Annotated in this window: 18 protein-coding genes; 7 read left to right on the top strand and 11 right to left on the bottom strand. The window is 40.0% G+C overall.

Features of this window, described 5'->3' with window-relative positions; all coding sequences use genetic code 11:
* Entirely contained in the window at positions 1–1,026 is a 1,026-nt protein-coding gene (locus tag B9T23_RS13425) for a substrate-binding domain-containing protein (protein ID WP_086194477.1), read from the bottom strand.
* Positions 1,027–1,632: 606 nt separating this feature from the next.
* Between B9T23_RS13425 and B9T23_RS13420 the strand changes: the two genes are divergently transcribed.
* Positions 1,633–2,685 carry an aromatic ring-hydroxylating oxygenase subunit alpha gene (locus tag B9T23_RS13420; RefSeq protein ID WP_086194476.1) on the top strand — a complete coding sequence of 351 codons (1,053 nt, stop codon included), beginning with the start codon at positions 1,633–1,635 and terminating at the stop codon, positions 2,683–2,685.
* Positions 2,686–3,003: 318 nt separating this feature from the next.
* Here the strand turns inward: B9T23_RS13420 and B9T23_RS13415 are convergent, their stop codons facing one another.
* The gene (locus B9T23_RS13415) at positions 3,004–4,536 is read right to left on the bottom strand and encodes a pyridoxal phosphate-dependent decarboxylase family protein (protein WP_086194475.1); all 1,533 of its coding nucleotides are present in this window, start codon (positions 4,534–4,536) and stop codon (positions 3,004–3,006) included.
* 3 nt (positions 4,537–4,539) lie between these two features.
* Entirely contained in the window at positions 4,540–5,913 is a 1,374-nt protein-coding gene (locus B9T23_RS13410) for a diaminobutyrate--2-oxoglutarate transaminase (RefSeq protein WP_086194474.1), read from the bottom strand.
* 472 nt (positions 5,914–6,385) lie between these two features.
* Between B9T23_RS13410 and B9T23_RS13405 the strand changes: the two genes are divergently transcribed.
* Entirely contained in the window at positions 6,386–7,090 is a 705-nt protein-coding gene (locus B9T23_RS13405; protein WP_086194473.1) for an SIMPL domain-containing protein, read from the top strand.
* A 250-nt stretch (positions 7,091–7,340) separates the two neighbouring features.
* On the opposite strand, the gene proB is transcribed toward B9T23_RS13405, so the two are convergent.
* The 3 genes from proB to B9T23_RS13390 form a co-directional block, all read right to left on the bottom strand.
* Positions 7,341–8,474: a glutamate 5-kinase gene (gene proB / locus B9T23_RS13400; protein ID WP_086194472.1), complete on the bottom strand. Its 1,134-nt coding sequence runs from the start codon at positions 8,472–8,474 to the stop codon at positions 7,341–7,343.
* A 28-nt stretch (positions 8,475–8,502) separates the two neighbouring features.
* A complete protein-coding gene (cgtA, locus tag B9T23_RS13395; RefSeq protein WP_086194471.1) occupies positions 8,503–9,723 on the bottom strand; it encodes an Obg family GTPase CgtA in 1,221 nt (406 codons plus the stop codon).
* A 540-nt stretch (positions 9,724–10,263) separates the two neighbouring features.
* Complete coding sequence (locus B9T23_RS13390; RefSeq protein WP_086194470.1) at positions 10,264–10,638, bottom strand: winged helix-turn-helix transcriptional regulator; 375 nt, start codon at positions 10,636–10,638, stop codon at positions 10,264–10,266.
* Positions 10,639–10,754: 116 nt separating this feature from the next.
* On the opposite strand from B9T23_RS13390, the gene B9T23_RS13385 reads away from it, so the two are divergent.
* Positions 10,755–11,597 carry an SDR family oxidoreductase gene (locus B9T23_RS13385; protein WP_086194469.1) on the top strand — a complete coding sequence of 281 codons (843 nt, stop codon included), beginning with the start codon at positions 10,755–10,757 and terminating at the stop codon, positions 11,595–11,597.
* A gap of 127 nt (positions 11,598–11,724) precedes the next feature.
* Here the strand turns inward: B9T23_RS13385 and B9T23_RS13380 are convergent, their stop codons facing one another.
* The 4 genes from B9T23_RS13380 to uvrB form a co-directional block, all read right to left on the bottom strand.
* Positions 11,725–13,182, bottom strand: a complete 1,458-nt coding sequence (locus B9T23_RS13380; RefSeq protein ID WP_067725048.1) for a glyceraldehyde-3-phosphate dehydrogenase — start codon at positions 13,180–13,182, stop codon at positions 11,725–11,727.
* 258 nt (positions 13,183–13,440) lie between these two features.
* Entirely contained in the window at positions 13,441–14,370 is a 930-nt protein-coding gene (gene rarD, locus B9T23_RS13375; RefSeq protein ID WP_086194468.1) for an EamA family transporter RarD, read from the bottom strand.
* Positions 14,371–14,504: 134 nt separating this feature from the next.
* The gene (locus B9T23_RS13370) at positions 14,505–15,092 is read right to left on the bottom strand and encodes a lipocalin family protein (RefSeq protein ID WP_086194467.1); all 588 of its coding nucleotides are present in this window, start codon (positions 15,090–15,092) and stop codon (positions 14,505–14,507) included.
* A gap of 125 nt (positions 15,093–15,217) precedes the next feature.
* Complete coding sequence (uvrB, locus tag B9T23_RS13365) at positions 15,218–17,242, bottom strand: excinuclease ABC subunit UvrB (protein WP_086194466.1); 2,025 nt, start codon at positions 17,240–17,242, stop codon at positions 15,218–15,220.
* Between the two features lie 313 nt (positions 17,243–17,555).
* Here uvrB and B9T23_RS13360 point away from each other — a divergent pair, with 313 nt between their 5' ends.
* Both B9T23_RS13360 and B9T23_RS13355 read left to right on the top strand, forming a co-directional pair.
* Entirely contained in the window at positions 17,556–18,344 is a 789-nt protein-coding gene (locus B9T23_RS13360; RefSeq protein ID WP_086194465.1) for an A1S_2505 family phage non-structural protein, read from the top strand.
* Positions 18,345–18,527: 183 nt separating this feature from the next.
* Positions 18,528–19,985 carry a sensor domain-containing diguanylate cyclase gene (locus B9T23_RS13355; protein WP_086194464.1) on the top strand — a complete coding sequence of 486 codons (1,458 nt, stop codon included), beginning with the start codon at positions 18,528–18,530 and terminating at the stop codon, positions 19,983–19,985.
* 70 nt (positions 19,986–20,055) lie between these two features.
* On the opposite strand, the gene B9T23_RS13350 is transcribed toward B9T23_RS13355, so the two are convergent.
* Positions 20,056–20,235 (bottom strand): hypothetical protein, encoded by a 180-nt coding sequence (locus B9T23_RS13350; RefSeq protein WP_067725036.1) that lies wholly within the window; start codon positions 20,233–20,235, stop codon positions 20,056–20,058.
* A 418-nt stretch (positions 20,236–20,653) separates the two neighbouring features.
* Between B9T23_RS13350 and B9T23_RS13345 the strand changes: the two genes are divergently transcribed.
* The gene (locus tag B9T23_RS13345) at positions 20,654–21,736 is read left to right on the top strand and encodes an OmpW/AlkL family protein (RefSeq protein ID WP_086194463.1); all 1,083 of its coding nucleotides are present in this window, start codon (positions 20,654–20,656) and stop codon (positions 21,734–21,736) included.
* 158 nt (positions 21,737–21,894) lie between these two features.
* On the top strand, positions 21,895–23,109 hold the full coding sequence (locus tag B9T23_RS13340) for an MFS transporter (RefSeq protein ID WP_086194462.1): 1,215 nt from the start codon (positions 21,895–21,897) through the stop codon (positions 23,107–23,109).
* The last annotated feature ends 307 nt before the right edge of the window (positions 23,110–23,416 follow it).

Raw genomic sequence — 23,416 nt, 5'->3', positions numbered from 1 at the left:
TTACTTAACCGCTTTACCAGCTTTCAAAGCTGCAAGAGTGTTTGCGCGTTCTTTATCAGACATTGAAATCAAACCCGCTTTTTCCAGCTTAGAACCTTTACCTGAAACTTTCTTACTTAAGAAGTATTCAGAATATTGTTGTAAACCTTTGATTGATTTAAGGTGTTCACCTTTCACGTAGAAGTACAATGGACGTGATACTGGGTAAGAACCATTCAGAATCGTTTTTTCTGATGGCACAACATTGTTTACTGTCGCTACGCGTAATTTGTCACGGTTTTGATCATAGAAACCTAGACCAAATACACCTACCGCACTTGGCGAAGTTTTTAAACGTGCCAGTGTTTCAGTATAGTCGCCTGCAATTTCAATCACTTTGCCGTCTTTACGGAAAGTAGAACATGCTTTCTTCTGTGCATCTTTATCTAAATTTTTGAAATATGCGTAAGATTCACAACCTGCTTCAACCATTTTTTCCTGGAACACTTCACGTGTACCGTGGTTAGATGCTGGAATTACCAATGTAATTGGTTCATTTGGAAGTGATTTGTCAATTTGGTTCCAACGTGTATACGGGTTTGCAACCAATTTACCATTCGAAGGTAATTCTGCTGCAAGCGCTGCAAATACATGTTGTGGACGTAATTTATAAGAGGCTTTCTTTGAATTAGATGCAAATACAATACCGTCATAACCCACTTTAATTTCAATCACTTGATTCACGCCTGCTTTTTTACATGCAGCTAATTCAGAATCTTTAATTTTACGAGATGCATTAGCGATGTCGATGGTGTTATCACCCACGCCTTGACAGAATTGCTTCAAACCGCCAGATGTACCACCAGAACCTACAACAGGTGTTTTAAACTGCGGAAAAGTGTTACCAAATTCTTCTGCTACAATACTTGCATAAGGTAGAACAGTTGAAGAACCAGCGATCTGGATGGTGTCACGAGCTGCATTTGCTGTTGTTGCTACAGCTGCCCCTGAAATTGCTAAAGCAAGTGCGATGTGATTTAAGCGCATTCTTTTCTCTCTTCATTAGATGCAATTTTGAAGTACGCTACTTTTTTATAAAGTTTTGTACTTTTTCGATAGTTGCATTTTGATTTTATAATATGACAAAGAAGTTACAGCTATGTGACGTTTTAATGATAATTGAAACAGCCTTTTTTTTATAATTATAAATTGATATAAATCAATAAATAACCTCACATTTAATCTGATTAATTTTTTATTTTTGCAGCATTACAATTGTAATAATTCATTTACTGTCATTAAAAATCATTGCTTATTATTTCATCATTGATTTATGTGTCTCATCATTTTGACCGATTTACTTCATATCTATTTTATTTTTTGAACTCGAAACTGGCATCTAATTCATTTTTTTACTGACAAAAGAATGGTCTAAAAAAGCTCTTTTAATGATACTAGAATGACCTTATTCAGTTGCAAATGTATATATACCTATCCCAATAAAGCAGGATGACGTATGTTCATTTCACTCATTTTATTTTCAATATCGTCTCACTGTTCTAATTTTTGCAATCACCGATCAAGTTAATTGAAATTTCATAGAATGGGGCGCTGTTTTATATTCAAACTCAAGATCAAGAAAAAGATTCAGTTATGAATAGTAAAAACATTGCCACTTTTAATCCTGATTTACCCGTACATATGACATTTGAGGAACATGACTGGCATTTATTAGCGCAACATTGGTATCCGATTGCCCTTGCCCCTGATATTACCGACCAGCCAACAGGAACCATGCTGCTAGATATGCCACTTGTGATTTATAAAATGGGTGAAGATCTGATTGTGGCTAAAGATGCCTGTCCTCATCGGGGTGTCCCGTTAAGCTTGGGAAAAAATGATGGTCAAGGCGTAGTCTGTCGTTATCATGGTTTACGATTTGGCAGTGAGGGTAAATGTAACCGCATTCCTGCCCATCCTCAACACAAAATTTCAGATCGCTTTAATCTAAAAACTTATGCTGCGGTGGAACGTTATGGTTTGATTTGGTGTTCGCTGACTGCGGCAAAAGCTGCTGAACCCAATATTCCAGTCATGCCCTTTTGGGAAGATGCTGAATATCAGCAACTGGTTTGTCCTCAAGTAGACATTAACTGCTTTGCAGGAAGACAGCTCGAAGGCTTTATTGATGTAGCGCATTTTGCCTGGGTGCATCCAGATACTTTTGGCGATTCGGATAATGTAGAAGTACCTGACTATACAACGACTGAAACGGAATATGGCTTTTCTGCGGATTATATTAGTGGTGTTGGACGTTATCCGATTGGACTAGATCAACGTGGTCAGCAAGACTTTAAATGGCTCAGACATTTTGAAATCACTCTACCCTTTACTGCAACACTGACGATTCATTTCCCGAATGATGCGAAGCAAGTCATTATGAATGCTGCATCTCCAATGACCGTGCGTTCGACGCGGCTATTTGCACCGATTTGCCGAAATTATGACAAAGACTTACCGGTTGAAGATGCTTACGAGTTTAATTTAAAAATTTTTGAGGAAGATCGCTTGATTGTAGAAAATCAAAAACCTGAATATTTGCCACTAGATTTATCATTAGAAGCTCACTTTCCAGCAGATCGCAGTTCGAGTATGTACCGAAAACTACTTAGGAAAATGGGATTTAGTCCACTCTTTGCGGCCTAAATTTTTACGAGTATCAATCTTAAAATGATTCCAAAATGCTTAAAATCGACACTATCTTAGTATTTACTATCGCGATTAGCGACATGGATGTCGCTGTTGCACTGAGGGATAAGGACATCCCTTCAGTGCAACAAAGGATTTTGGTTACTTTGATCCTTCAAAGTAACATTCGCCTACGCAACTCAATTTAAACTTTTACTGAAATATGAGACTGTGCCGTCACATGAATTTATTAAGTAGAGTCAAAAATCACACCCACAATAAGAAAAGGAGATCAATTGATCTCCTTTTCTTTAATACAATAAACAACTACATCGATTAGTCGATGGCAGGTTTATATGTACCGGCTTGAATTGGACCTTTGATACGATCAGCTTCTTCTAGCACTAAGCGTAAAAGATTCTTCACGTTATCTAAAGTTGCAATAGGGCTGAGTGTAGTCATCTTCAATGATTGAACATCACCCACTTTAGTTACCCCAATATTCGCTTCACCACGTGCAAACAATTCATCTGCAACGTTCTGGTTGAGTGTATCAAGCAATTCTGTTGGGTAGCCTTCAGGAATCACACGGAACAATACAGAAGCAAATTGCGGATCAACCAGCATCTCTAAACCAGCAGTTGCATTGATGTAGTCAGCCACTTCGCGGGTCAACTTCACACCATGGTCGATCATCGAACCATAAAGCTCTTCACCGAGTGCCTCAACCGTCATCCACAATTTCAACGCATCAAAACGACGGGTTGTTTGTAATGATTTAGACACCAAGTTTGGAACACCATGCTCTTCATCATAAGCAGAGTTTAAGTACTCAGCTTCATAATGCATGAAACGGTAGTTCGCTTCGTCTTTCAACAAGAATGCGCCACAAGAAATGGTTTGGAAATAATGCTTATGGAAGTCCAAAGTTACTGAATCAGACAACTCGATACCATCGAGCATTGAACGAAACTCATTCGAAAGAATCAGTGCCCCACCCCATGCTGCGTCGATGTGCATCCACGCGCCATACTTGTTAGTGATGTCACGAATCGCTTTTAATGGATCGATCGCACCGGCATCAGTTGTACCTGCGGTCGCAACCACACATGCAACAATTTTGCCTTCCGCTTGTAGCTGTGCCATGGTTTGCTCGAGAGCAACAACATCCATCTGTGCGTTTTTGTTCACTGGAACAGTCACCACAGACTGGAAACCCATGCCCATCATCGCCATGTTCTTTTGCACAGAGAAATGTGCATTTTCAGAACAAATCACTTTGACATTACGCATAGCATCCGCAGGAATCCCATCACGCTGTACAGACCACGGATTACCGTTTTCGTCTTTCCAGTTTTTCGAGATGCAAGCATCACGCGCAAGCAATACACCCATCAAGTTCGATTGCGTACCGCCAGAGGTGAATACACCTGCCTGACCTGCACCATAACCGACTTTTTGACGTAGCCAGTCAATAAGCTGAACTTCCATCAATGAACCTGCAGGACTTTGATCCCATGAGTCCATAGACTGGTTGGTTGCATTAATCAACACTTCTGCAATTTGGCTAGCGACCATAGTCGGGCAATGCAAATGCGCAAGTGAATTCGGATGATGTACTTTCAAGCTTTTATTTAAGAAAAGCTCAACCATACGCTCAAGAGATTTATGTAGCCCCATGCCTTCTTTTGAAGGATGAAATGCAATTGCACTGCGTAGCTCTTTAATGCTGCCGCCAGTGTACATTTTGTCGTTTTGCAACCATGCTGAAACGGCTTTTACCGCTTCGTCCATTGCTGACTGATAGTCAGCAATAGAACCTGCATCATTGCAGAATAACGCTTTACGGTGTTCTGCAAAATCTACCATGTATTATGCGCCTCGAGTAGCAATAAGCGCTTCAGCAATTGCTTTCTTAAAGCGAGCAATCGCTTCAACACATTCTTCATGCGTGATGATGAGTGGGCAAAGTAAACGAATCACTGTACCGTTACGACCACCTTTTTCGAGCAACAATTTGTTGTCGAAACATGCAGTTTGAATCGCAGCAGCCAATTGAGAATCACCTGGTAATGAACCCATGTGATCTGCTTGTTGGCGTTCATCCACGATTTCAACACCAATCATCAAACCACGACCACGCACGTTACCGATACATGGGAATTCAACTGCCAGTTTTTTCAATTCAGCTTGCAGGAAATCACCACGTTCTTGTGCATTTTGCGCAAGATTTTGTTCTTTAATGGTTTTGATTGTTGCAAGACCAGTACCCATCGCCAATTGGTTACCACGGAAAGTACCGGTGTGACCAGCAGGCTGCCAAGCATCAAACTTACGTTTAATACCAAGCACTGCAAGCGGCAAGCTACCACCTACTGCTTTTGACATCACAACCACATCTGGCTCGATCCCTGCATGCTCAAAAGCAAACATTTTGCCTGAACGGGCAAAACCGGCTTGAACTTCATCAAGAATAAGCACGATGTTGTGTTTTTCAGTCACTTCACGGATTTTCTTCAACCATTTGGTTGGCGCTGTAACCACACCGCCTTCACCTTGAATCGCTTCAAGAATCACGGCTGCTGGCTTAGTTACACCACTTTCTACATCTTCAATAAAGTTTTCGAAGAAGTAAGTTAAAGCATCTACCCCTGCTTCACCGCCAAGACCTAATGGGCAACGGTATTCATGCGGATATGGCATAAACTGTACGCCTGGCATCAAGCCATTTACCGCATTTTTAGCAGACAAGTTACCTGTCATGGCTAAAGCGCCATGCGTCATCCCATGATAGCCACCGGAGAAGCTGATCACAGTACTACGACCTGTGTAGGTTTTTGCTAATTTAATTGCTGCTTCTGTACCATCTGCACCAGACGGGCCACAGAACTGTAGACAATACTCAGCTTTACCACCTGGTAATTGCTCAAGTAGTGCTTCAGTAAAAGCATCTTTTAAAGGCGTTGTTAAATCTAAAGTATGTAATGGCAAGCCACTTGCTAAAGTGTCTTGAATACTTTGGATGACCGCAGGGTGATTATGGCCTAAAGCCAATGTCCCTGCCCCAGCTAAACAATCGAGGTACTCAGTACCTTCAACATCAGTAACCCAGCAGCCTAAGGCTTTTGCTATCGCTAACGGTAATTTACGTGGATAGCTACGAACATTGGATTCCATCTGGCTTTGGCGAGTCAAATAGTATTCGTTAGTAGACTTAGGGGCAGGATTTACAGAAGAAACGCTCATATCGAATTACCATCTCTGATATGGGTTAAAAGAAATAAGTCGGGTGACTTGCGGTCTTTTGACTCGGTGCTTTATAGTTCTAGTTAGACTTCAATTTATTTGTCATAACTAGAGGGCGGATGATACCGAATTTTTCTAAAAAATAAACAACTTTCGGCACTTTATCCGTCCTAATTCATCAAAAAAAATATCAAGCTAATCTAGAGGTTGAATTATCATCTTACATTGTGACAGGGGAAAGAAAACCTCATTTTCTTATGCTTTTATTGATAAAGTCGTGTAGTAAAGTAAAACTGCTTGCAAATTAAGTTATAAGTGCATAATTTTTCTTAAATTTCATAAATAAAAATGAAGGTTATTTTTTGAGCTTGCTTTTACAATCCCACCACAAACTCTACTAAAATTCACCATAAACACCGTTTAATATCACTCATATAGATTCAAATTTTACTTACAAAAATAGGCTAAAAAAATGCGTTACTTAACTCTCTCCACTCTGGTTTTAGCTTCTGCTTTCAGTGCAACTGCCTTTGCTCAACAAAATGAACAACTTAATTACAACGTCGTCAATGTACAAGCAGAAGCTGCACGCCAAGTGTCGAATGATGAAATGCATGCTGTTTTATACATTGAAAAAAGCAACAAACAACCTGCTGAACTTGCATCACAAATCACGCAATTAATGAATCAAGCCATGGCTTTAGCAAAAAAATATCCACAAGTTAAAGTAGAAACAGGCTCTCAAACCACTTATCCAATTTATGACAATGATAGCCGCAAGTTGAAAGAATGGCGTGGTCGTGCAGAAATTCAAATTGAAAGTACTGACTTTAAAGCCGCGAGCCAATTAATCGGTGAACTTCAACAAAACTTCCAGACTCAATCAATTAACTTTAACGTTTCAGATGCGCAACGTAAAAAAGTTGAAAATGAGCTGATGGTTGAAGCTTCAAAAAACTTCCAGCAACGTGCACAAATGCTGAGTCAGGCATGGAGTAAATCGGGTTATAATCTGGTTAATCTCAATTTAAATACCAGCGGTCAGTACCCGCAACCGGTCATGATGCGTGCCAATATGGCGAAATTTTCAGGTGCTGAAGCTGCCGATGCTCAAGACGTAGCAGCGGGTGAATCTAAAATTACTGTCAATGCGAATGGTACGATTCAGTTTAAATAAGACTTTATAGCTTCCTCTCTTTTTCAACAAGAGAACAGTTTTTCTATGAAGTATTTATTTTCTTGAGGGAAGTTCCCTCTCCCTCAGGGAGAGGAAGCTTTAAAGCATTCCCCCCTCTCCTTTTAGGAGATAAGAATCCTCAGAATATATACTGAGTTCACAAGGGAAAAGACTTCCCTTTTTAAATTTCAGAAAATTCACACATAAAAAAATCCCGCTCTTAAGCGGGATTTTTTTAATACATAAACTCTTAATAAATCGCCATATGATTGCGATGAATCATTTCCAGTGAACGCGCTTCACCTAAAACCTGATGTACTTTATCTGAAGATAAACCCTTCACAATTTCAGCCGAACGCGAACTAAAGTTGACACGACCCACAGCAACACGACCACCATGTGAATCAACACATTCAACCACATCGCCACGCTCAAAATGACCTTCCACCGCTTTTACCCCAACAGGCAATAAACTGCGATGGTTTTCTTTAATCGCTTTCACTGCGCCATCGTCCAAGACTAAACGGCCTGCAGTTTGCAGATGCGCAGCCAACCATTGCTGATGTGCAGTAATACGGTCATTATCGGTAATAAACAATGTTCCAAGCAATTCACCAGACATTAAGCGTGCAAGCACATTGTCACTTTCACCACTGGCGATCAGGGTTGGACAACCTGATTTGGCTGCCAAGCGTGCTGCACGAACTTTGGTCAACATACCGCCACGACCAAATTTTCCACCGCCACCGGCCATATCGAACAGGCTTTCATCCAAAGCACGAACCGTATGGAACAGTTTTGCATTTGGATTAGAACGCGGGTCAGAATCAAACATGCCTTGCTGATCGGTTAAGATAATCAACAAATCTGCATGAACCTGACCTGCGACCATAGCGGCCAAGGTGTCGTTATCACCAAAGCGAATTTCGTCAGTCGATACCGTGTCATTTTCATTAATGACAGGAATCACATGCCAATCAATTAAATGTTGCAAAGCATCGCAAGAGTTCAAATAACGACGACGGTCTGCCAAATCATCATGAGTCAATAAAACTTGAGCTGTTTGAATAGAATGATTTTCTAATACACTGGACCAAGTTTGAATCAAGCCCATTTGACCAATAGCAGCACATGCCTGAAGACTCGGTAAATCAGTGGGTCGATTCGACAATTTCATCCGAACCATACCTTCAGCCACAGCACCTGAAGACACGAGAATGATCTCGTGTCCTGCATTGTGTAGATCCGCAATTTGTTCCGCCCAATGCGAAATTGCATCCAAATCTAAACCTTGCCCATTTGCCGTGAGTAAAGATGATCCGATTTTAACAACGATTCGTTTACAACCCTTGAGCTGACGTTGCCCATCTACCACTTCTATCATCTTGTCCTCAGTACTCTATCCCAAGAGCTTAACGTACGTAAAACACTTCCACATCGTTATCGTCGTCTTCATCATCTTCATCGTCTTCTTCTTCAGCCAATAGACCAGCAAGACGTTGTTGACGACGCATTTCACGATAAGCTTCTTTCGCTGCGATGGTCTGTTCACGTGTTTCAGCTTCAAGCTGATCACGGAATGCTTTCATTTCTGCTGCGTATTCAGGATCTTCAACTTCGCGTTCACGTTGTTGTTCAATTTGATCCATCAGGTAATAAACAACTTCTTTCGTTCCTTCCGACATTAAGCCAGAAGTTTGGAATACCGGACCTTCCCAATGCATTTCTTCCAGAAGATGTTTACACCATTCTTCTTTGGTGTCCTGATCGAGTTGGTCAACTTTATTCAGCACTAACACGACTGGCAATTTTGCCAAAGTTGGAGAGAAGTTCTTCAACTCTTGTAAAATTGCATGTGCATTATGAACAGGATCTGAACCATCAATCGGTTGAACATCAACAATATGCAACAAAATACGGGTACGTGCCAAATGTTTAAGGAAACGAATACCCAGTCCCGCACCTTCTGACGCACCTTCGATTAATCCTGGAATATCTGCCATCACAAATGAACGATGACTGTCCGCATCGACCACACCAAGGTTTGGAACCATCGTGGTAAATGGATAATCTGCAACTTTAGGTTTTGCTGCCGATACTGCACGAATAAAGGTCGATTTACCTGCATTTGGCATACCGAGCAAACCAACATCCGCAAGAACTTTAAGCTCTAAACGAATTTCACGGTATTCGCCTTTGGTACCCGTTGTGCACTTCCGTGGCGAGCGATTTGTAGATGATTTAAAGTGAGTATTACCCAAACCACCTTCACCGCCTGCTGCCACCAATACACGCTGACCATCAGCCACTAAATCGCCAATGATATCGCCTGATTCTGTATCGACAATTGTTGTTCCTACTGGAACCTTTAATACGGTGTCTTCACCGCCACGGCCTGAGCAGTTCGCACCACGACCATTTTTAGCACGTTCTGCACGGAATTTACGTGTATAACGATAATCTACAAGGGTAGTGGTGTCGTTACCGGCTTCAACATAGATGTTACCGCCACGACCACCATCACCACCATCTGGACCACCAAATGGTACAAATTTTTCACGGCGAAAACTGGCTACGCCATTGCCACCGTCGCCAGCCTCTACGGTAATGACTGCTTCATCAACAAAGCGCATATTGCCAATCCTCTAAATACTTTAAAACCGCATATTCTGCCATATTTTACAAAATTTCTCGAATAGAATTATTCAGCATTACATGATTTTTAGTATTGTTAAGATGAATTTGGCTTGAACTGAGAGGATATTACTTGGCTTCGTTGAATGAACTAATCAAAAAATTAAAAAGAACCATCTACTTAGCTATATAAATCTACTTTTAGGTTAAATTTCACTTACTTTATATTTTAATCATTTAAATAAACTTCAATCCAAAATTTACGCTTACATATTTCAGAATTGATAAAAATAATGCAGGGATATCTTCATTTAAATGATTTCCTTAAATGTATTCCCTCTTCCTCTAAGATTGCATTTTTGCATTTTGTGAAATATCAAATTACAGTTTATGCTCACAAAAGGTTTAATGAAAAATAACGCCCTTTTTCTCATTTTATAAAAATTCATTTTTTTGGACTTATCTGAATATACAAGCACTTTTAAATAAACATTCCTTCACCTAAATATTGCATGCGGCATTTAAGTAACTCACTCTTATTATTTAGCAACACGTTGTTTATTTTCCAAAATCTCAGGTAAATTTCGTTCAATCCAACCAATGAGCATTGTCATTTTTTCAGCAGCCTGAGCACCTAAAATAGTCAGCTGATATTCCACTTTAGGCGGCACAACAGGATAAACCGTACGAATCAGAAAACCATCTTTTTCCAATACTTTTAAGGTTTGCGCCAGCATTTTCTCACTCACCCCTTCTATGCGCTGTTTTAACTCGCTAAAACGATGTACACCATCACTTAAACAGCGTAAAACTAACACAGACCATTTAGTGGTTAAGTGTTCAAATATTTCACGTGAAGGACACTCATTGGATAAAACCTGTCCAAGTAAATGACTCGTTGCATAGTTACTCATCAATTCTCTCCAAACTGCAATAAACTTACTTTCAGGTACGTACTTACATTAAGTAAGCTACTATAATAAAATCAGAACATCAAGTATAAAAAACCAACAATTGAGAGGTTCTTAGAATGAAAATTGCAATCACTGGTGCAACAGGTCAACTCGGTCAATTGGTTATTCATTCACTATTAAAAAATACCGCTGCAGAAAATATAGTGGCATTGGTTCGAAATGAATCTAAAGAAGCCGATTTAAAAGCAAAAGGCATTGAACTGCGCCATTTTGATTATGATGCCCCGGAAACTCTAGCTTCAGCATTGTCTGGTATTGATAAATTGTTACTTATTTCAGCCAACGAAGTCGGCCGTCGCACCCCACAGCATAAAGCCGTGATCGATGCCGCTAAACAGGCAGGCGTTCCTTATATTGCTTATACCAGCTTACTCAATGCAGACACATCACCTTTAGGTTTAGCTCAAGAACATCGTGAAACAGAACGCTTAATTAAAGACAGTGGATTAAAATACACATTCTTACGTAACAACTGGTATAGCGAAAACTATTTAGGTTCGGTTGCTCATACTGTTGAAATCGGCACTTTATATGGTGCTGCGGGTTTAGGAAAAATTAGCTCAGCTTCACGTCAAGATTATGCAGAAGCTGCAGCTAAAGTTTTAACCTCTGAAGGTCATGGCAATAAAACGTATGAACTTGCAGGCTCTACCAGTTTTACCCTGGTGGATCTAGCAAAGGACATTGCTGAAATTTCAGGCAAAGCTGTGACTTATCAAAACCTAACTGCTGAAGATTACAGTCAAGCTGGATTACCTGTCGGTTTAGTAGATGTGATTGTCGATGCAGATATACAGACTGAAAAAGGTGCGATGTATAGTGAGAGCAAAGATTTAGAAAATATCATTGGCCACAAAACCACACCCATTAAAGATCAAGTGAAAGCAATCTTAACTTAATAAATGAAGTCTATCTTTATACCCATTTGTATGCTGATCAGTTCAATTTAAATATTGAAGAGTGAAAGTGCATCTACAGTGCAAAAAAAAGAGCTTCAAATGAAGCTCTTTTTTACTACTTTACAAATTATGCATTTGTTTCAGCAGGAACTTTTGGATAGCTTACGCCACACATTTGTTCAGCGATACGCAATACTTGGCAGCTATAACCCACTTCGTTATCGTACCAAACATACGCTGTTAAGCGAGTACCTGAAGTGATTGTTGCTTGCGCATCAAATACACCTGCAGTACGTGAACCGATAAAGTCAGAAGATACAACTTCAGTCGAATTTGTATAACCAATTTGACCTTGTAGGCTTGAGTTGATTGAGATTTGACGAATATATTCGTTCACTTCTTCACGATCAACTTCTTTCTCAAGTGTTAAGTTAAGAATAGCAAGTGATACGTTTGGAGTAGGAACACGTACAGAGTTACCAGTCAACTTGCCTTTAAGTGCAGGAAGTGCTTTAGCAACCGCTTTCGCAGCACCAGTTTCAGTAATAACCATGTTCAAAGTCGCAGCACGACCACGGCGATCTGCCTTGTGGTAGTTGTCGATCAAGTTCTGGTCATTTGTGAAAGAGTGAACTGTTTCAACGTGCCCATTAAGCACTTTGTATTTGTCATCTAACACTTTTAATACTGGTGTAATTGCATTTGTGGTGCAGCTAGCAGCAGAAATGATTTTGTCTTCATCTAAAATGTCAGTATGGTTTACGCCATACACCACATTTTTCATTTCGCCTTTACTTGGAGCAGTCAATACCACACGAGCAACGCCTGGGCATTTCAAGTGTTCAGCAAGACCTTCAGCATCACGCCATTTACCTGTGTTATCAATGACTAAAGCGTTATTGATACCAAAAGCTGTGTAATCCACTTCGCTTGGGCTTGAAGCGTAAATCACTTTAATGAAGTTACCGTTGGCGATGATTGCTTCGTTTTCTTCATCTACAGAAATTGTGCCTGCAAATGGGCCGTGAATTGAGTCACGACGAAGTAAAGATGCACGTTTTTCCAAATCACCATCAGATGATTTACGAACAACGATTGCTTTAAGGCTTAAACCACGACCCAGACCTGATTGACCAATGATCAAACGTGCAAGGATACGACCGATACGACCGAAACCGTAAAGAACAACATCTTTAGGTGCAACAACTTCAGCATTGCCTTTTAAAGATGCTACTGCATTTGCAACAAATGCATCGATGTCGCCGCCTTTTTCTTTAAATTCAACAGCTAGTTTACCTAGATCGATTTCAGCAGAACCGATTTTCTCAATTTTAGCCAATGCTTCTAAAATTGGGAATGTGTTAACCACAGAAAGTTCAACATCCATCACACGAGTACGACGATGCGCTTTTAAAATTTGGATTACTGAACGGTTAACTAAAGAACGACCGAATACAGAAGTCACGATGTTTTTTTCACGATATAACTGACCAATTAAGGCAATCATATGCTCCGCGATTTCTTCACGGTTTTTCCAGCGACCTTGGTGCTCTGCATGTAGGGCGATGATAGTGTCTTTGCTCACAGATACGTCCTCTAATTAATTGTATATCTAGGCATAAATTTCAAAACCCCGCAATTGTAAAGGAATTGTCGGGAAGTTTGAATCAAAAGCTGATTCAGACTGCAATATTTTGCTCTATATTCATTATAAATAGGCAAAATAGTTGTAATTATTATAATGATTTTGCTTTTAAAATTTTAAAACCGCTATTTCAGCGGCTTTTAAAAAAAAATTGTTAAATGTTGTTTAATCAAACAACACTACAAAAGTAGAGACCGCTTACTTTAAACGATCTTGATAATTTTCCAGATTTTGAACTAAAGCCTTTTGCTTCCGCTGTTGCTTGACCAAATGAATTGAACCTTCGACAACCAGAAGTAACACTGCAACCCAAATTGGAATATAAGTAAACCATTCTGCCGCTTCCACCCTTTCACCTAAAGCAATGGATGCAAAGGCAAGTAATACTGGTTCTAAATAGCTTAACAATCCAAATATAACAAAGGGTAAATAACGACTGGCCAGAATATAACTTCCCAGTCCCAAAGCACTAAAAAAACCTAATCCTAAAACGGCCCAGATTAAGTGGAGAAATTGCCCAATTAAAGTAAAAGAATCGCTATACACAGTCGCCAAATAAATAGTGACCGGAAGGATTAAAAATAAATCCCACCAAAAACCACCCAAGTGGTCGGTTTTAAAAGCACGTCTTAAAAAGAAATAAATAGGATAGGCAACGGCAACGTATACCGTTTCCCAGGCAATACTGCCAATGCGCCACAGTTCATGCCCAACACCGATGCTGGCAAAAATCACCGCAGCAATTTGCCATTTGGACAGTTTTTCTTTGTAAAGTACGCAACCGATGAGCACCATCACCAACGGTAACAAGAAATACCCCAAAGAGACTTCCAAACCACGCCCATTAATCGGTCCCCACAAGAACAACCAAAGCTGGGTCGTACATAAAAGTGAACTAATGATCAGCCAGATTAAAAAAGTCGGTTGCTTGAAAATGCGTTTAAAAATTTCCGTGATATGTTTTAAATCACCGGTCCACCACATAAATAAAGTTAAAAATGGCAGTGTGGCTAACATACGCCAAGCAAACGTCTGCTCGCTATCTAAAGGCTTTAAGAATTGGGTGTAGAAATACAAAACCCCAAAAGTGACCGATGCCAATACAGACAAAGCTACGCCTTTATACATCTTTCATCTCTGGATTAATCTCGCCGGTATTATAAACATTACACACCAATAAAACTTGATCATTCATCCTTCAAATTGACCATCCAATAAAAAAACCATGCCGAAGCATGGTTTTATCCATCAATCATTTAAGATTATTTTTGGGTTTGTTTAGTATGAATCACATCACCAATGTCATAACCTATCGATTGGGCATAATCCAGATATTCTTTTACTACAGCTTGATCCGGTTGTGCTGAACGAGACAGCACCCAAAGATATCTGCGACGTGGCTCACCAACCAATACCGTTTGATAAGCATCGTCAATTTTTAGAACCCAGTAATCTCCACGGCCTACCGGCAACCAGCGAACAGATTCCGGTAAAAAGCTGACTTTCAACTTGGTATTAAATGGCGCATTTTGAATAAACGCCTCACCGACAGACTGGTTTAATTGTCCATCTTTAGTATAGCAACGGTTATCCACCCCAATATTGCCATTTTCATTCAAGGTATAAGTGGCAGAGACATCACGATCACACTTATTTTGGAAGTACATCGGCTTACGGGCAACTTCATACCAAACACCGAGATACTTATCCAATTCAACTTTTTCAACGGTGTGTAAGGGCTTGTTTTTTGCATAAGCCATGGTGGCCATACCCAAGCCAATGAGCACGACTCCACCGACAGCAATCTTAGCCAGTTTAAAGCCGGCTTTAGGAAGATCATTCGTTGTCATAAAGCTACCTTTTCAGTCAAAATTTAAGATTTATAAAAATGAATATCCATTTAAAAATAACCATTCCAACTGAGTGATACTGTAGTGTTATGTAATGATTTTGCAGTAAAAAATTACTTATCTAGCTAACTTAGCATCTGTGCTTTTAAACGAACAATCTCATCACGCAGTCGTGCCGCTTGTTCAAACTGTAATTCTTTCGATGCTTTCAACATCTCTTTTTCCAGTTTGGACATGTGCTTGGCCAGCAACTTAGGATCGGCCAGAATATGGCGTTCATCTGCACTTAAAGCACGTGCTTGATCCGAGATATTTTCATCAATTTGATCATCAGTCAGTACTTCGCCGGTATCAATATCTTTATTGTTTTGACGTTTGGTACTGCGCGGTGTAATGCCATGTAGTGTATTAAACTCGATCTGCTTGGCACGACGTCGGTCAGTTTCATCAATGGCTTTTCGCATGGAATCGGTGATACGGTCAGCATACAAAATCGCTTTACCTTTCACATTACGTGCTGCACGACCAATAGTCTGAATCAGTGAGCGTTCAGAACGCAAGAAGCCCTCTTTATCTGCATCTAAAATCGCCACCAAAGATACTTCTGGCATATCCAGACCTTCACGTAACAGGTTAATGCCGACGAGTACATCATGCACACCCGAACGCAAGTCATGAATAATCTTGACCCGTTCTACGGTATCGATATCCGAATGCAAATAAGCGACTTTTATCCCGTATTCTTTTAAATAAGAAGTTAAATCTTCCGCCATACGCTTGGTGAGTGTGGTGACCAAGACACGTTCATCTATATCTTTACGCAGATTGATTTCTGAAAGCACGTCATCAACTTGCGTTAATACTGGACGAACTTCAATTTCAGGATCGATCAGACCAGTTGGACGAACCACCTGCTCGGCAATTTGCTCTGATCTTTCCAGCTCATATTTTGCCGGTGTTGCACTGACATAAATGGTGGTCGGAACAATGCGCTGCCATTCTTCAAATTGCATTGGACGGTTATCCAGAGCACTCGGTAAACGGAAACCATAATTGACCAGGTTTTCTTTACGTGAACGGTCACCTTTATACATCGCACCAATTTGCGGAACGGTGACATGCGATTCATCAATAATCAATAAAGCATCATCAGGAATATAGTCGAATAATGTCGGCGGTGCTTCACCCGATGGACGACCTGACAAATGACGTGAATAGTTTTCAATACCGTTGGTATAGCCCAACTGCTGCATCATTTCCAAGTCATAACGGGTACGCTGTTCGATACGTTGCGCTTCAAGCAATTTGTCATGCTCGCGAAAGAAGACTAAACGCTCTTTCAGTTCTTCACGAATGGTGCCGATGGCACGCTGCAAGTTGTCTTTTGGTGTGACATAGTGACTTTTTGGATAAATCGTGACACGCGGTACTTTGCGCACCATCTTCCCGGTTAATGGATCAAACCAGCGAATGGAATCGACTTCATCGTCAAACAGTTCGATACGAATTGCATCTTGATCGGATTCGGCCGGGAAAATATCCATAATTTCACCGCGAATACGATAGGTCCCGCGCAAGAATTCAAGTTCATTTCGGCTATATTGCATCTCGACCAGACGACGGATAATGTCATCTCGACTGATTCGATCGCCCTGCACAATATGCAGCAACATGCTCATATAGGCATTCGGGTCACCCAGACCATAAATGGCTGACACTGAAGCCACAATAATGGCATCGCGACGTTCTAATAATGAGCGCGTTGCTGAAAGGCGCATCTGGTCAATATGATCATTAATGGCAGAATCTTTTTCGATAAAGGTATCGGAAGATGGAACATATGCTTCTGGCTGATAGTAGTCGTAATAACTGACAAAATATTCAACTGCATTATTCGGGAAAAATGACTTAAATTCGCCATACAGCTGTGCAGCCAAGGTTTTATTGTGCGCCATGACAATCGTTGGACGTTGTGTCCGAGCAATCACATTGGCCATGGTATAGGTTTTCCCCGAACCTGTTACCCCTAATAGCAACTGATCGTGATAGCCTTTTTCAATCCCACTGACCAGTTTTTCAATGGCTTGCGGCTGATCACCAGCGGGTTGATAGCTGGTCACTAATTCAAAAGGTTGCTGACTATCCTGCATAGTATCCATCTTCAACGACATAACATCCATAGTATGAGGGCTAAAAACCAACATGCAACATCAGCACCCCTATATTTCTATATTTTGCTGATTCAGTAAATTTACTATAGGTTGATCTTCTTATTTAAATGCATTTATCAAATCACATCAGTTTAGATAAAATTTTTGCAAAGCCTCTTTTCTTGCAAAATCATCTTTGTACTCAGTAAAGACGCTATCTTTTATTCTAATTTTAAAAATCCTGATCTTTCACTTGACCATCTGCTATTTCAATTGCAACATGAATGAAAGACCATCACGATTGTATTCGCCTATGTCATATCACTATCACGATGAAAATATTATAAAAAGCTTACCTGAAGATACTGTGTTTGTTTTTGGCAGCAATATGGCAGGACAGCACGCAGGTGGAGCTGCACGTACTGCGCTTGAGCACTTTGGTGCGATGACAGGTGTCGGTCGCGGCTGGTCAGGTCAAAGCTATGCCATTCCGACCATGAATGAGCATTTGCAACAAATGCCCTTGTCACAAATTCAGCACTATATTGATGATTTCAAGATTTACACCAAAAATCATCCCAAGATGACCTATTTCATCACCTCAATTGGTTGTGGGATTGCAGGCTACAAAACCGAAGAAATTGCGCCCATGTTTAAGGGTATTTCACATAATGTGATTTTCCCAAGTTCATTCCGTCCTTTTGTAGAAAGAGCCTTACCCAAGCTGACCCGTCATTTCTTAAGAACAGTTTTTAATGATGATGTGATTTTTTCAACACGTGACGATGATGTTGTTACCGGCCTAGATTTATCTGAAAATGAAAAAAGTGCCGCAAGAATTATTTTAAATACGCAAATCTACCCAACCGATAGCAATGGCCGTGATCGTAGTTTTGAAATTTCAGATATTTTACATGTTCTAAATGGCAAAATATTTGAATGGCAAAGTAACTCTGAAGGCCCGATGATGTTTGGCGGCGTGATCTTAGCTTTACTTGAACTGTACAATATTAATGAAAAAGATTTTATTGACGTTTGGCTAGGCGAACGAGAGATTCCTGCACCCAAGCCTGAAAATAAAGCCCGCAGAAAAAATCGCTAATTTTTAATTCCAGCTAATAAAAGCCAATTCTTGAATTGGCTTTTTTAATACTAGGATTTTATATTTTTGTGATTCAATCGTTATTAATAAAAAATATTATTTTACCTATCACGTTATTTTAAAATCATTTTTTTCATTCTATACTGCATTCTTAAATTTAAATAAAAATGCTGAGCTTCTGGAATGGAAATGTTGGATTCTCCCTTTTTTGAACTATCTCCCATTGCAATGTGGCTTGAAGACTATAGTGAAGTCAAAAAACAATTTGATATTTGGCGTGAACAGGGTGTCCAAGATCTGTTAGATTTTCTACAACAAGATGAAGCTCGAATACTTGAATGTGCAAGAAAAATTAAATTATTAAAAGTAAATTCTAAAACTCTGGAACTGTATCAAGCCAAGGACTTTGAACATTTATATCAAAATCTTGATTTAGTCTTTAAAGAAGACATGAGCAAAACCCATGTCAAGGAACTGCTTGCCTTATGGCATGGCGAAACCCAGTTTTCCAATTCCGCGGTGAACTATACCCTGAGTGGTAAACGTCTGGATATCCAGCTCAAAGGCATTGTACTGCCACAACATGAACACGATTTATCCTTACTTTTAATTACGACTGAAGATATTACTTCTTATACCGAAGCCTGCCGTCTTGAAGAAAGAAGCCGACATCTCGCGGAAGCACGCTTTATTTATTCACCAACCTCACTTTGGGTGGAAGATTTTAGCCGGATCAAAATTAAATTAGATCAATTACGTGATTTAGGTATTGAAGATTTCAGCACCTTTTTAGATGTACATAATGATTTCGTGTATGAGTGCATCAAAGAGATTTTGATTATTGATGTCAATCAGGCAACACTGGAATTATTTGGGGCACCGAATAAAGACGTTTTATTTAAAAATATGCATAAAGTTTTTGCCCAAGAAATGACTCAAACCTTTCGAGAGCAATTAATCGAGCTTTGGAATGGCAATATTCATCATCAGCGTGAAGCCGTGAATTATGCCCTTGACGGCAGCATCCGCCACGTACTCCTGCAATTTACAGTCTTCCCCGATTACCTGGATAATTGGGGAATGGTTCAGGTTGCACTCACGGATATCACCGCGCGTAAAAAAGCTGAAAAGTATCTGGAATATTTAGGCAAGCACGACGTGCTGACCAAACTGTATAACCGTTCTTTTTATACAACTGAATTAAATCGCTTACAACGCAATAGGCAGCGTCCTGTATCCTGTATTTTTATCGATATAAATGGATTAAAAGAACTCAATGATCAGTTAGGTCATGATGCAGGTGATAGTTTATTACAACGTATGGGCAATGTATTAAACCAGGTGGTTCAGCAAACCCTGTATTCTGCCTGCCGGATTGGTGGCGACGAGTTTGTCATATTGTTGCCGGGTGCTGATGAAGCAGCGCTACAAAACTGTTTACAAAGTCTGCAAGAACTTTTATTAGTAGATAATCAGTTTTATTCCAATCAACCGATTAGCCTGTCCATTGGTTATGCAACCAATCATCTCGATGAACGCATGGAAGACATGCTAAAACGGGCTGACATGGCCATGTATCAGGATAAAAGAAATTATTATCTGAACCACAATAGAAGAAAACCAACGTTTAATAATATTTAATCAAGCAACATGTATCGCATTACTTAAATAAAAAAAACCATGGTATGACCATGGTTTTTTCTTTGCAAGCTTAGCGCTTTCCCATCGAACGGCGTGTACCGCGAGGTGGCATCCAGGTACGATCAGCATAACGCTGTGGACGTGGACGCAGCTCTTCTAACACTTCATCCGCATTTTGCTCATTCTCTTTTTTAATCGGGAACGGCAAATTAACCAATGGTTTTTTCTTGGGAGTATTTTGGGTGCTCATGTGATTCACTCAAGGATTTCTGAGACATATTGTACGGAAAAATGCACTCGAGTGCGAGATCGGATTTCAGATCGTTCATATCATCGCTTCTATTCAGTGTATGCCCAACACTTCAATAGCACCTGTATCGTGGTTTATATCACTACATCAGATTTAAACAACGGATCAAAATACGTTAAAAATATATAAATATTTGCTTCATTATTTTTCATATAAACTCCTAACAACTTTCCCAATGAGCAAAAAAAACCAACTTACAAAAAATTATTTTTCTCTATGTTATTGATAACAAATAATCAAAATTATTACAGGAACACAACTAGATTTATATTTTTAAGTAACAGTCAGGTGATTTTTCAACCATATAATTAAAATTAGAAAAAAACTTATAAACGTAAAATGGACATGGAGTCCCTGAATGAAAAAGTCGCTACTTTGTATTATGTCGTCTCTTGCTGCTCTACCTGCAATCAGTCATGCCGATTCACCCTATTTTAGTCTAAAAGATGGTGATGGATTTAAACGCTTTTCTGTTTCTGTTGGTGCACTACATGTCATGCCTCAAGGTAAAGCTCAACCCTTCCAAGTCAATACTGCTGTTAAAAATGGTGAAGTTTCCAAAAATGGTGATATTCAAGTCGATACCGTATTGAACAATCTCAATCCGAATGTGAATCAAAAAGCTCTTGCAGTAGCATTGGAAGGATTAGGATTTTTTACGGATGGAAAACTAGGCAGTGGACTCAGTGGTAGCTCAAAGATTCAAGGTTTAGAGGAATGGAATAATCCGGGAACCGGTTTAGAAGCAGATGATGTCACTACACTCGGCATTATGACCAATTATTTCTTTACCGATCATGTTTCCTTTGAAATGAAAGCGGGCATTCCCCCTAAAGTCGACTTACAAGGTAAAGGCAAAATTTATGCACCCTTCTCTGCTATAGCAACACCACAAATTGGCAAGTTACCGTTAGAGTTTCTGAATATTGATCTGCAAAACGATATTTTTATTACTGATTTAGAAGCCAATGGTCCTGCTGCTACAGCACGTGCCTGGACACCTGCCTTTGAATTTCAATATCACTTTGGTAAAACGGGTGTGAATAAATTCCGCCCTTATGTAGGCTTAGGTGTCATGTATGCTTATTTTAACGAGTTGGAAATCAATCCACGCACCGAACAAGATTTAATTGCGGCGGGTCATATGATTACCAATATTAAGGAAGGCAATGCCGGCGCTTCTCTAGAGGGAAAACTGAGCAAAGCCAATCCTCAAGTTAAGCTAGAAGCAACCGATGCGCTTGCTCCTATCGCAACGCTTGGTTTTACTTATGACTTTAATGACAAGTGGTTTGCGGTCGGTTCAGTCTCCTATGCTCACATGAAAAATGAAACCACGATTACCGTGACAGATGCGACCCATGGTGAATTAATCCGCTCTAAAGCCGATATTGAAATCAACCCATTATTGGCTTATGCAGGTGTGGGTATTCGCTTCTAAGTTTTTAGTGAGAAAAAATGACGGCTTAAAGTCGTCTTTTTTTGATTTCATAAAAATTTCTATAACTTAATTTTATCGTTTGTTTAAGTTTTATTGAATCGTTTCCCTTTTCAAAATCGAATAACATAGCGACATCGCAATCGCAACATGGATGAATTATGTCAGATACACGTTTTTCCAAACCTCTTATATACATGTTAATTGGAAGTGCGCTGATTCTGGCGTTGTCTCTGGGTGTGCGTCATGCCTTTGGTTTATATCTTGTACCCATGAGTCATGAGTTTGGTTGGGGACATAATGTCTTTAGTCTTGCTATTGCAATGCAAAACCTAATCTGGGGTGCCGTACAACCCATCACGGGTGCGTTTGCAGATAAATATGGCAGTAAAATTGTGGTTGCTGTCGGAGGTGCTTTATACAGCATCGGTTTATTGCTTATGGCAGTCAGCTCCACAGGCTTAATGCTAAATTTAAGCGTGGGTTTAATCTTAGGTTTAGCCCTATCTGCGACCTCGTTCCCGGTATTACTTTCTGCTGTGGGACGTGCCGCACATCCTGAAAAGCGCAGCCTTGCAATGGGGATTGCCAGTGCCGCAGGCTCTTTTGGGCAATTCATCATGTTGCCATCTACCTTGCTGCTTTTACAAAACATTGGTTGGTCAGCAGCCTTGGTGGTCAGTGCCATTTTCATTGCACTGATTATTCCATTGGCATGGATGTTAAAAGCACCGATGTATGCCGCTCCCAACGCATCTTCCCTTGCCGACAAGCCCGCTTTAAGCTTTAAACAAATCTTGGTGATTGCCAAAAACCATACCCCGTTTTGGTTCTTAGCCTTAGGCTTTCTTGTCTGTGGCTTCCAAGTGGTATTTATTGGGATTCATTTACCGGGTTATCTGATTGATCACGGATTCAATGCCACCACAGGCACCATTTTCCTCGCTTTAGTCGGTTTATTTAATATTGTCGGAACATATAGCGCAGGCTGGCTGGGTGGAAAATATTCCAAGCCCCGATTATTGATGGGTTTATATGGCCTGCGTGGTATAGCGATTATTGGCTTTTTAGCACTGCCTTTAACCACATGGACAATTTATGCCTTTGGTGTGATTATGGGATTACTGTGGCTCTCTACCGTACCCCTCACCAATGGCATTGTGGCCAATATGTTTGGGGTTAAATATCTCTCCATGCTCAGTGGCATCGTATTTTTTACCCATCAAGTCGGTTCATTTTTTGGCGGATGGCTCGGTGGTGTCAATCACGACATGACTGGCAACTACAATATGGTGTGGATGTTTTCGATCCTACTGAGTGTATTGGGTATAGTGGTGCATTTCTTCGTCAATGAGGAGGCTGTGATTCATGACTGATTCTCTACTTGGATTAAAAACCATGATTGCCTTGGCTGTGATTGGATTACTTAGTTTAGCGATTCTATTGTAGTTCAAAACACCGCAACTGTTTGAATATTTCAATCAAGCGTTCTGCCCACATTAATGCTTAAAAATCAGCACTTAAACAGCAAAAAAACTGCTTTATTTTGCTGTTTATATTAAAAGTTTAATAATCATAAATTTAATAATTTTTCGTTGTTATTTCATAAGTTTAGCATTTCTTTTGATTTTGTATTCTGGTCATTTTTGATTAAATTTTTCTCACAGCAAAATAATTTGAGAA

This window comes from Acinetobacter terrae (genome assembly GCF_002135195.1).
GTDB classification, from domain to species: domain Bacteria; phylum Pseudomonadota; class Gammaproteobacteria; order Pseudomonadales; family Moraxellaceae; genus Acinetobacter; species Acinetobacter terrae.
This window is presented reverse-complemented; position numbering and strand designations above follow the sequence as displayed.

What these genes read in the sequence shown, in the direction of transcription:
- uvrB (WP_086194466.1), bottom strand. Translation starts at nt 17,242, where the DNA reads ATGCAGGATAGTCAGCAACCTTTTGAATTAGTGACCAGCTATCAACCC.
- B9T23_RS13415 (WP_086194475.1), bottom strand. Translation starts at nt 4,536, where the DNA reads ATGGTAGATTTTGCAGAACACCGTAAAGCGTTATTCTGCAATGATGCA.
- proB (WP_086194472.1), bottom strand. Translation starts at nt 8,474, where the DNA reads ATGATAGAAGTGGTAGATGGGCAACGTCAGCTCAAGGGTTGTAAACGA.
- B9T23_RS13420 (WP_086194476.1), top strand. Translation starts at nt 1,633, where the DNA reads ATGAATAGTAAAAACATTGCCACTTTTAATCCTGATTTACCCGTACAT.
- cgtA (WP_086194471.1), bottom strand. Translation starts at nt 9,723, where the DNA reads ATGCGCTTTGTTGATGAAGCAGTCATTACCGTAGAGGCTGGCGACGGT.
- B9T23_RS13385 (WP_086194469.1), top strand. Translation starts at nt 10,755, where the DNA reads ATGAAAATTGCAATCACTGGTGCAACAGGTCAACTCGGTCAATTGGTT.
- B9T23_RS13355 (WP_086194464.1), top strand. Translation starts at nt 18,528, where the DNA reads ATGGAAATGTTGGATTCTCCCTTTTTTGAACTATCTCCCATTGCAATG.
- B9T23_RS13345 (WP_086194463.1), top strand. Translation starts at nt 20,654, where the DNA reads ATGAAAAAGTCGCTACTTTGTATTATGTCGTCTCTTGCTGCTCTACCT.
- B9T23_RS13370 (WP_086194467.1), bottom strand. Translation starts at nt 15,092, where the DNA reads ATGACAACGAATGATCTTCCTAAAGCCGGCTTTAAACTGGCTAAGATT.
- B9T23_RS13360 (WP_086194465.1), top strand. Translation starts at nt 17,556, where the DNA reads ATGTCATATCACTATCACGATGAAAATATTATAAAAAGCTTACCTGAA.
- rarD (WP_086194468.1), bottom strand. Translation starts at nt 14,370, where the DNA reads ATGTATAAAGGCGTAGCTTTGTCTGTATTGGCATCGGTCACTTTTGGG.
- B9T23_RS13410 (WP_086194474.1), bottom strand. Translation starts at nt 5,913, where the DNA reads ATGAGCGTTTCTTCTGTAAATCCTGCCCCTAAGTCTACTAACGAATAC.
- B9T23_RS13340 (WP_086194462.1), top strand. Translation starts at nt 21,895, where the DNA reads ATGTCAGATACACGTTTTTCCAAACCTCTTATATACATGTTAATTGGA.
- B9T23_RS13405 (WP_086194473.1), top strand. Translation starts at nt 6,386, where the DNA reads ATGCGTTACTTAACTCTCTCCACTCTGGTTTTAGCTTCTGCTTTCAGT.
- B9T23_RS13425 (WP_086194477.1), bottom strand. Translation starts at nt 1,026, where the DNA reads ATGCGCTTAAATCACATCGCACTTGCTTTAGCAATTTCAGGGGCAGCT.
- B9T23_RS13350 (WP_067725036.1), bottom strand. Translation starts at nt 20,235, where the DNA reads ATGAGCACCCAAAATACTCCCAAGAAAAAACCATTGGTTAATTTGCCG.
- B9T23_RS13390 (WP_086194470.1), bottom strand. Translation starts at nt 10,638, where the DNA reads ATGAGTAACTATGCAACGAGTCATTTACTTGGACAGGTTTTATCCAAT.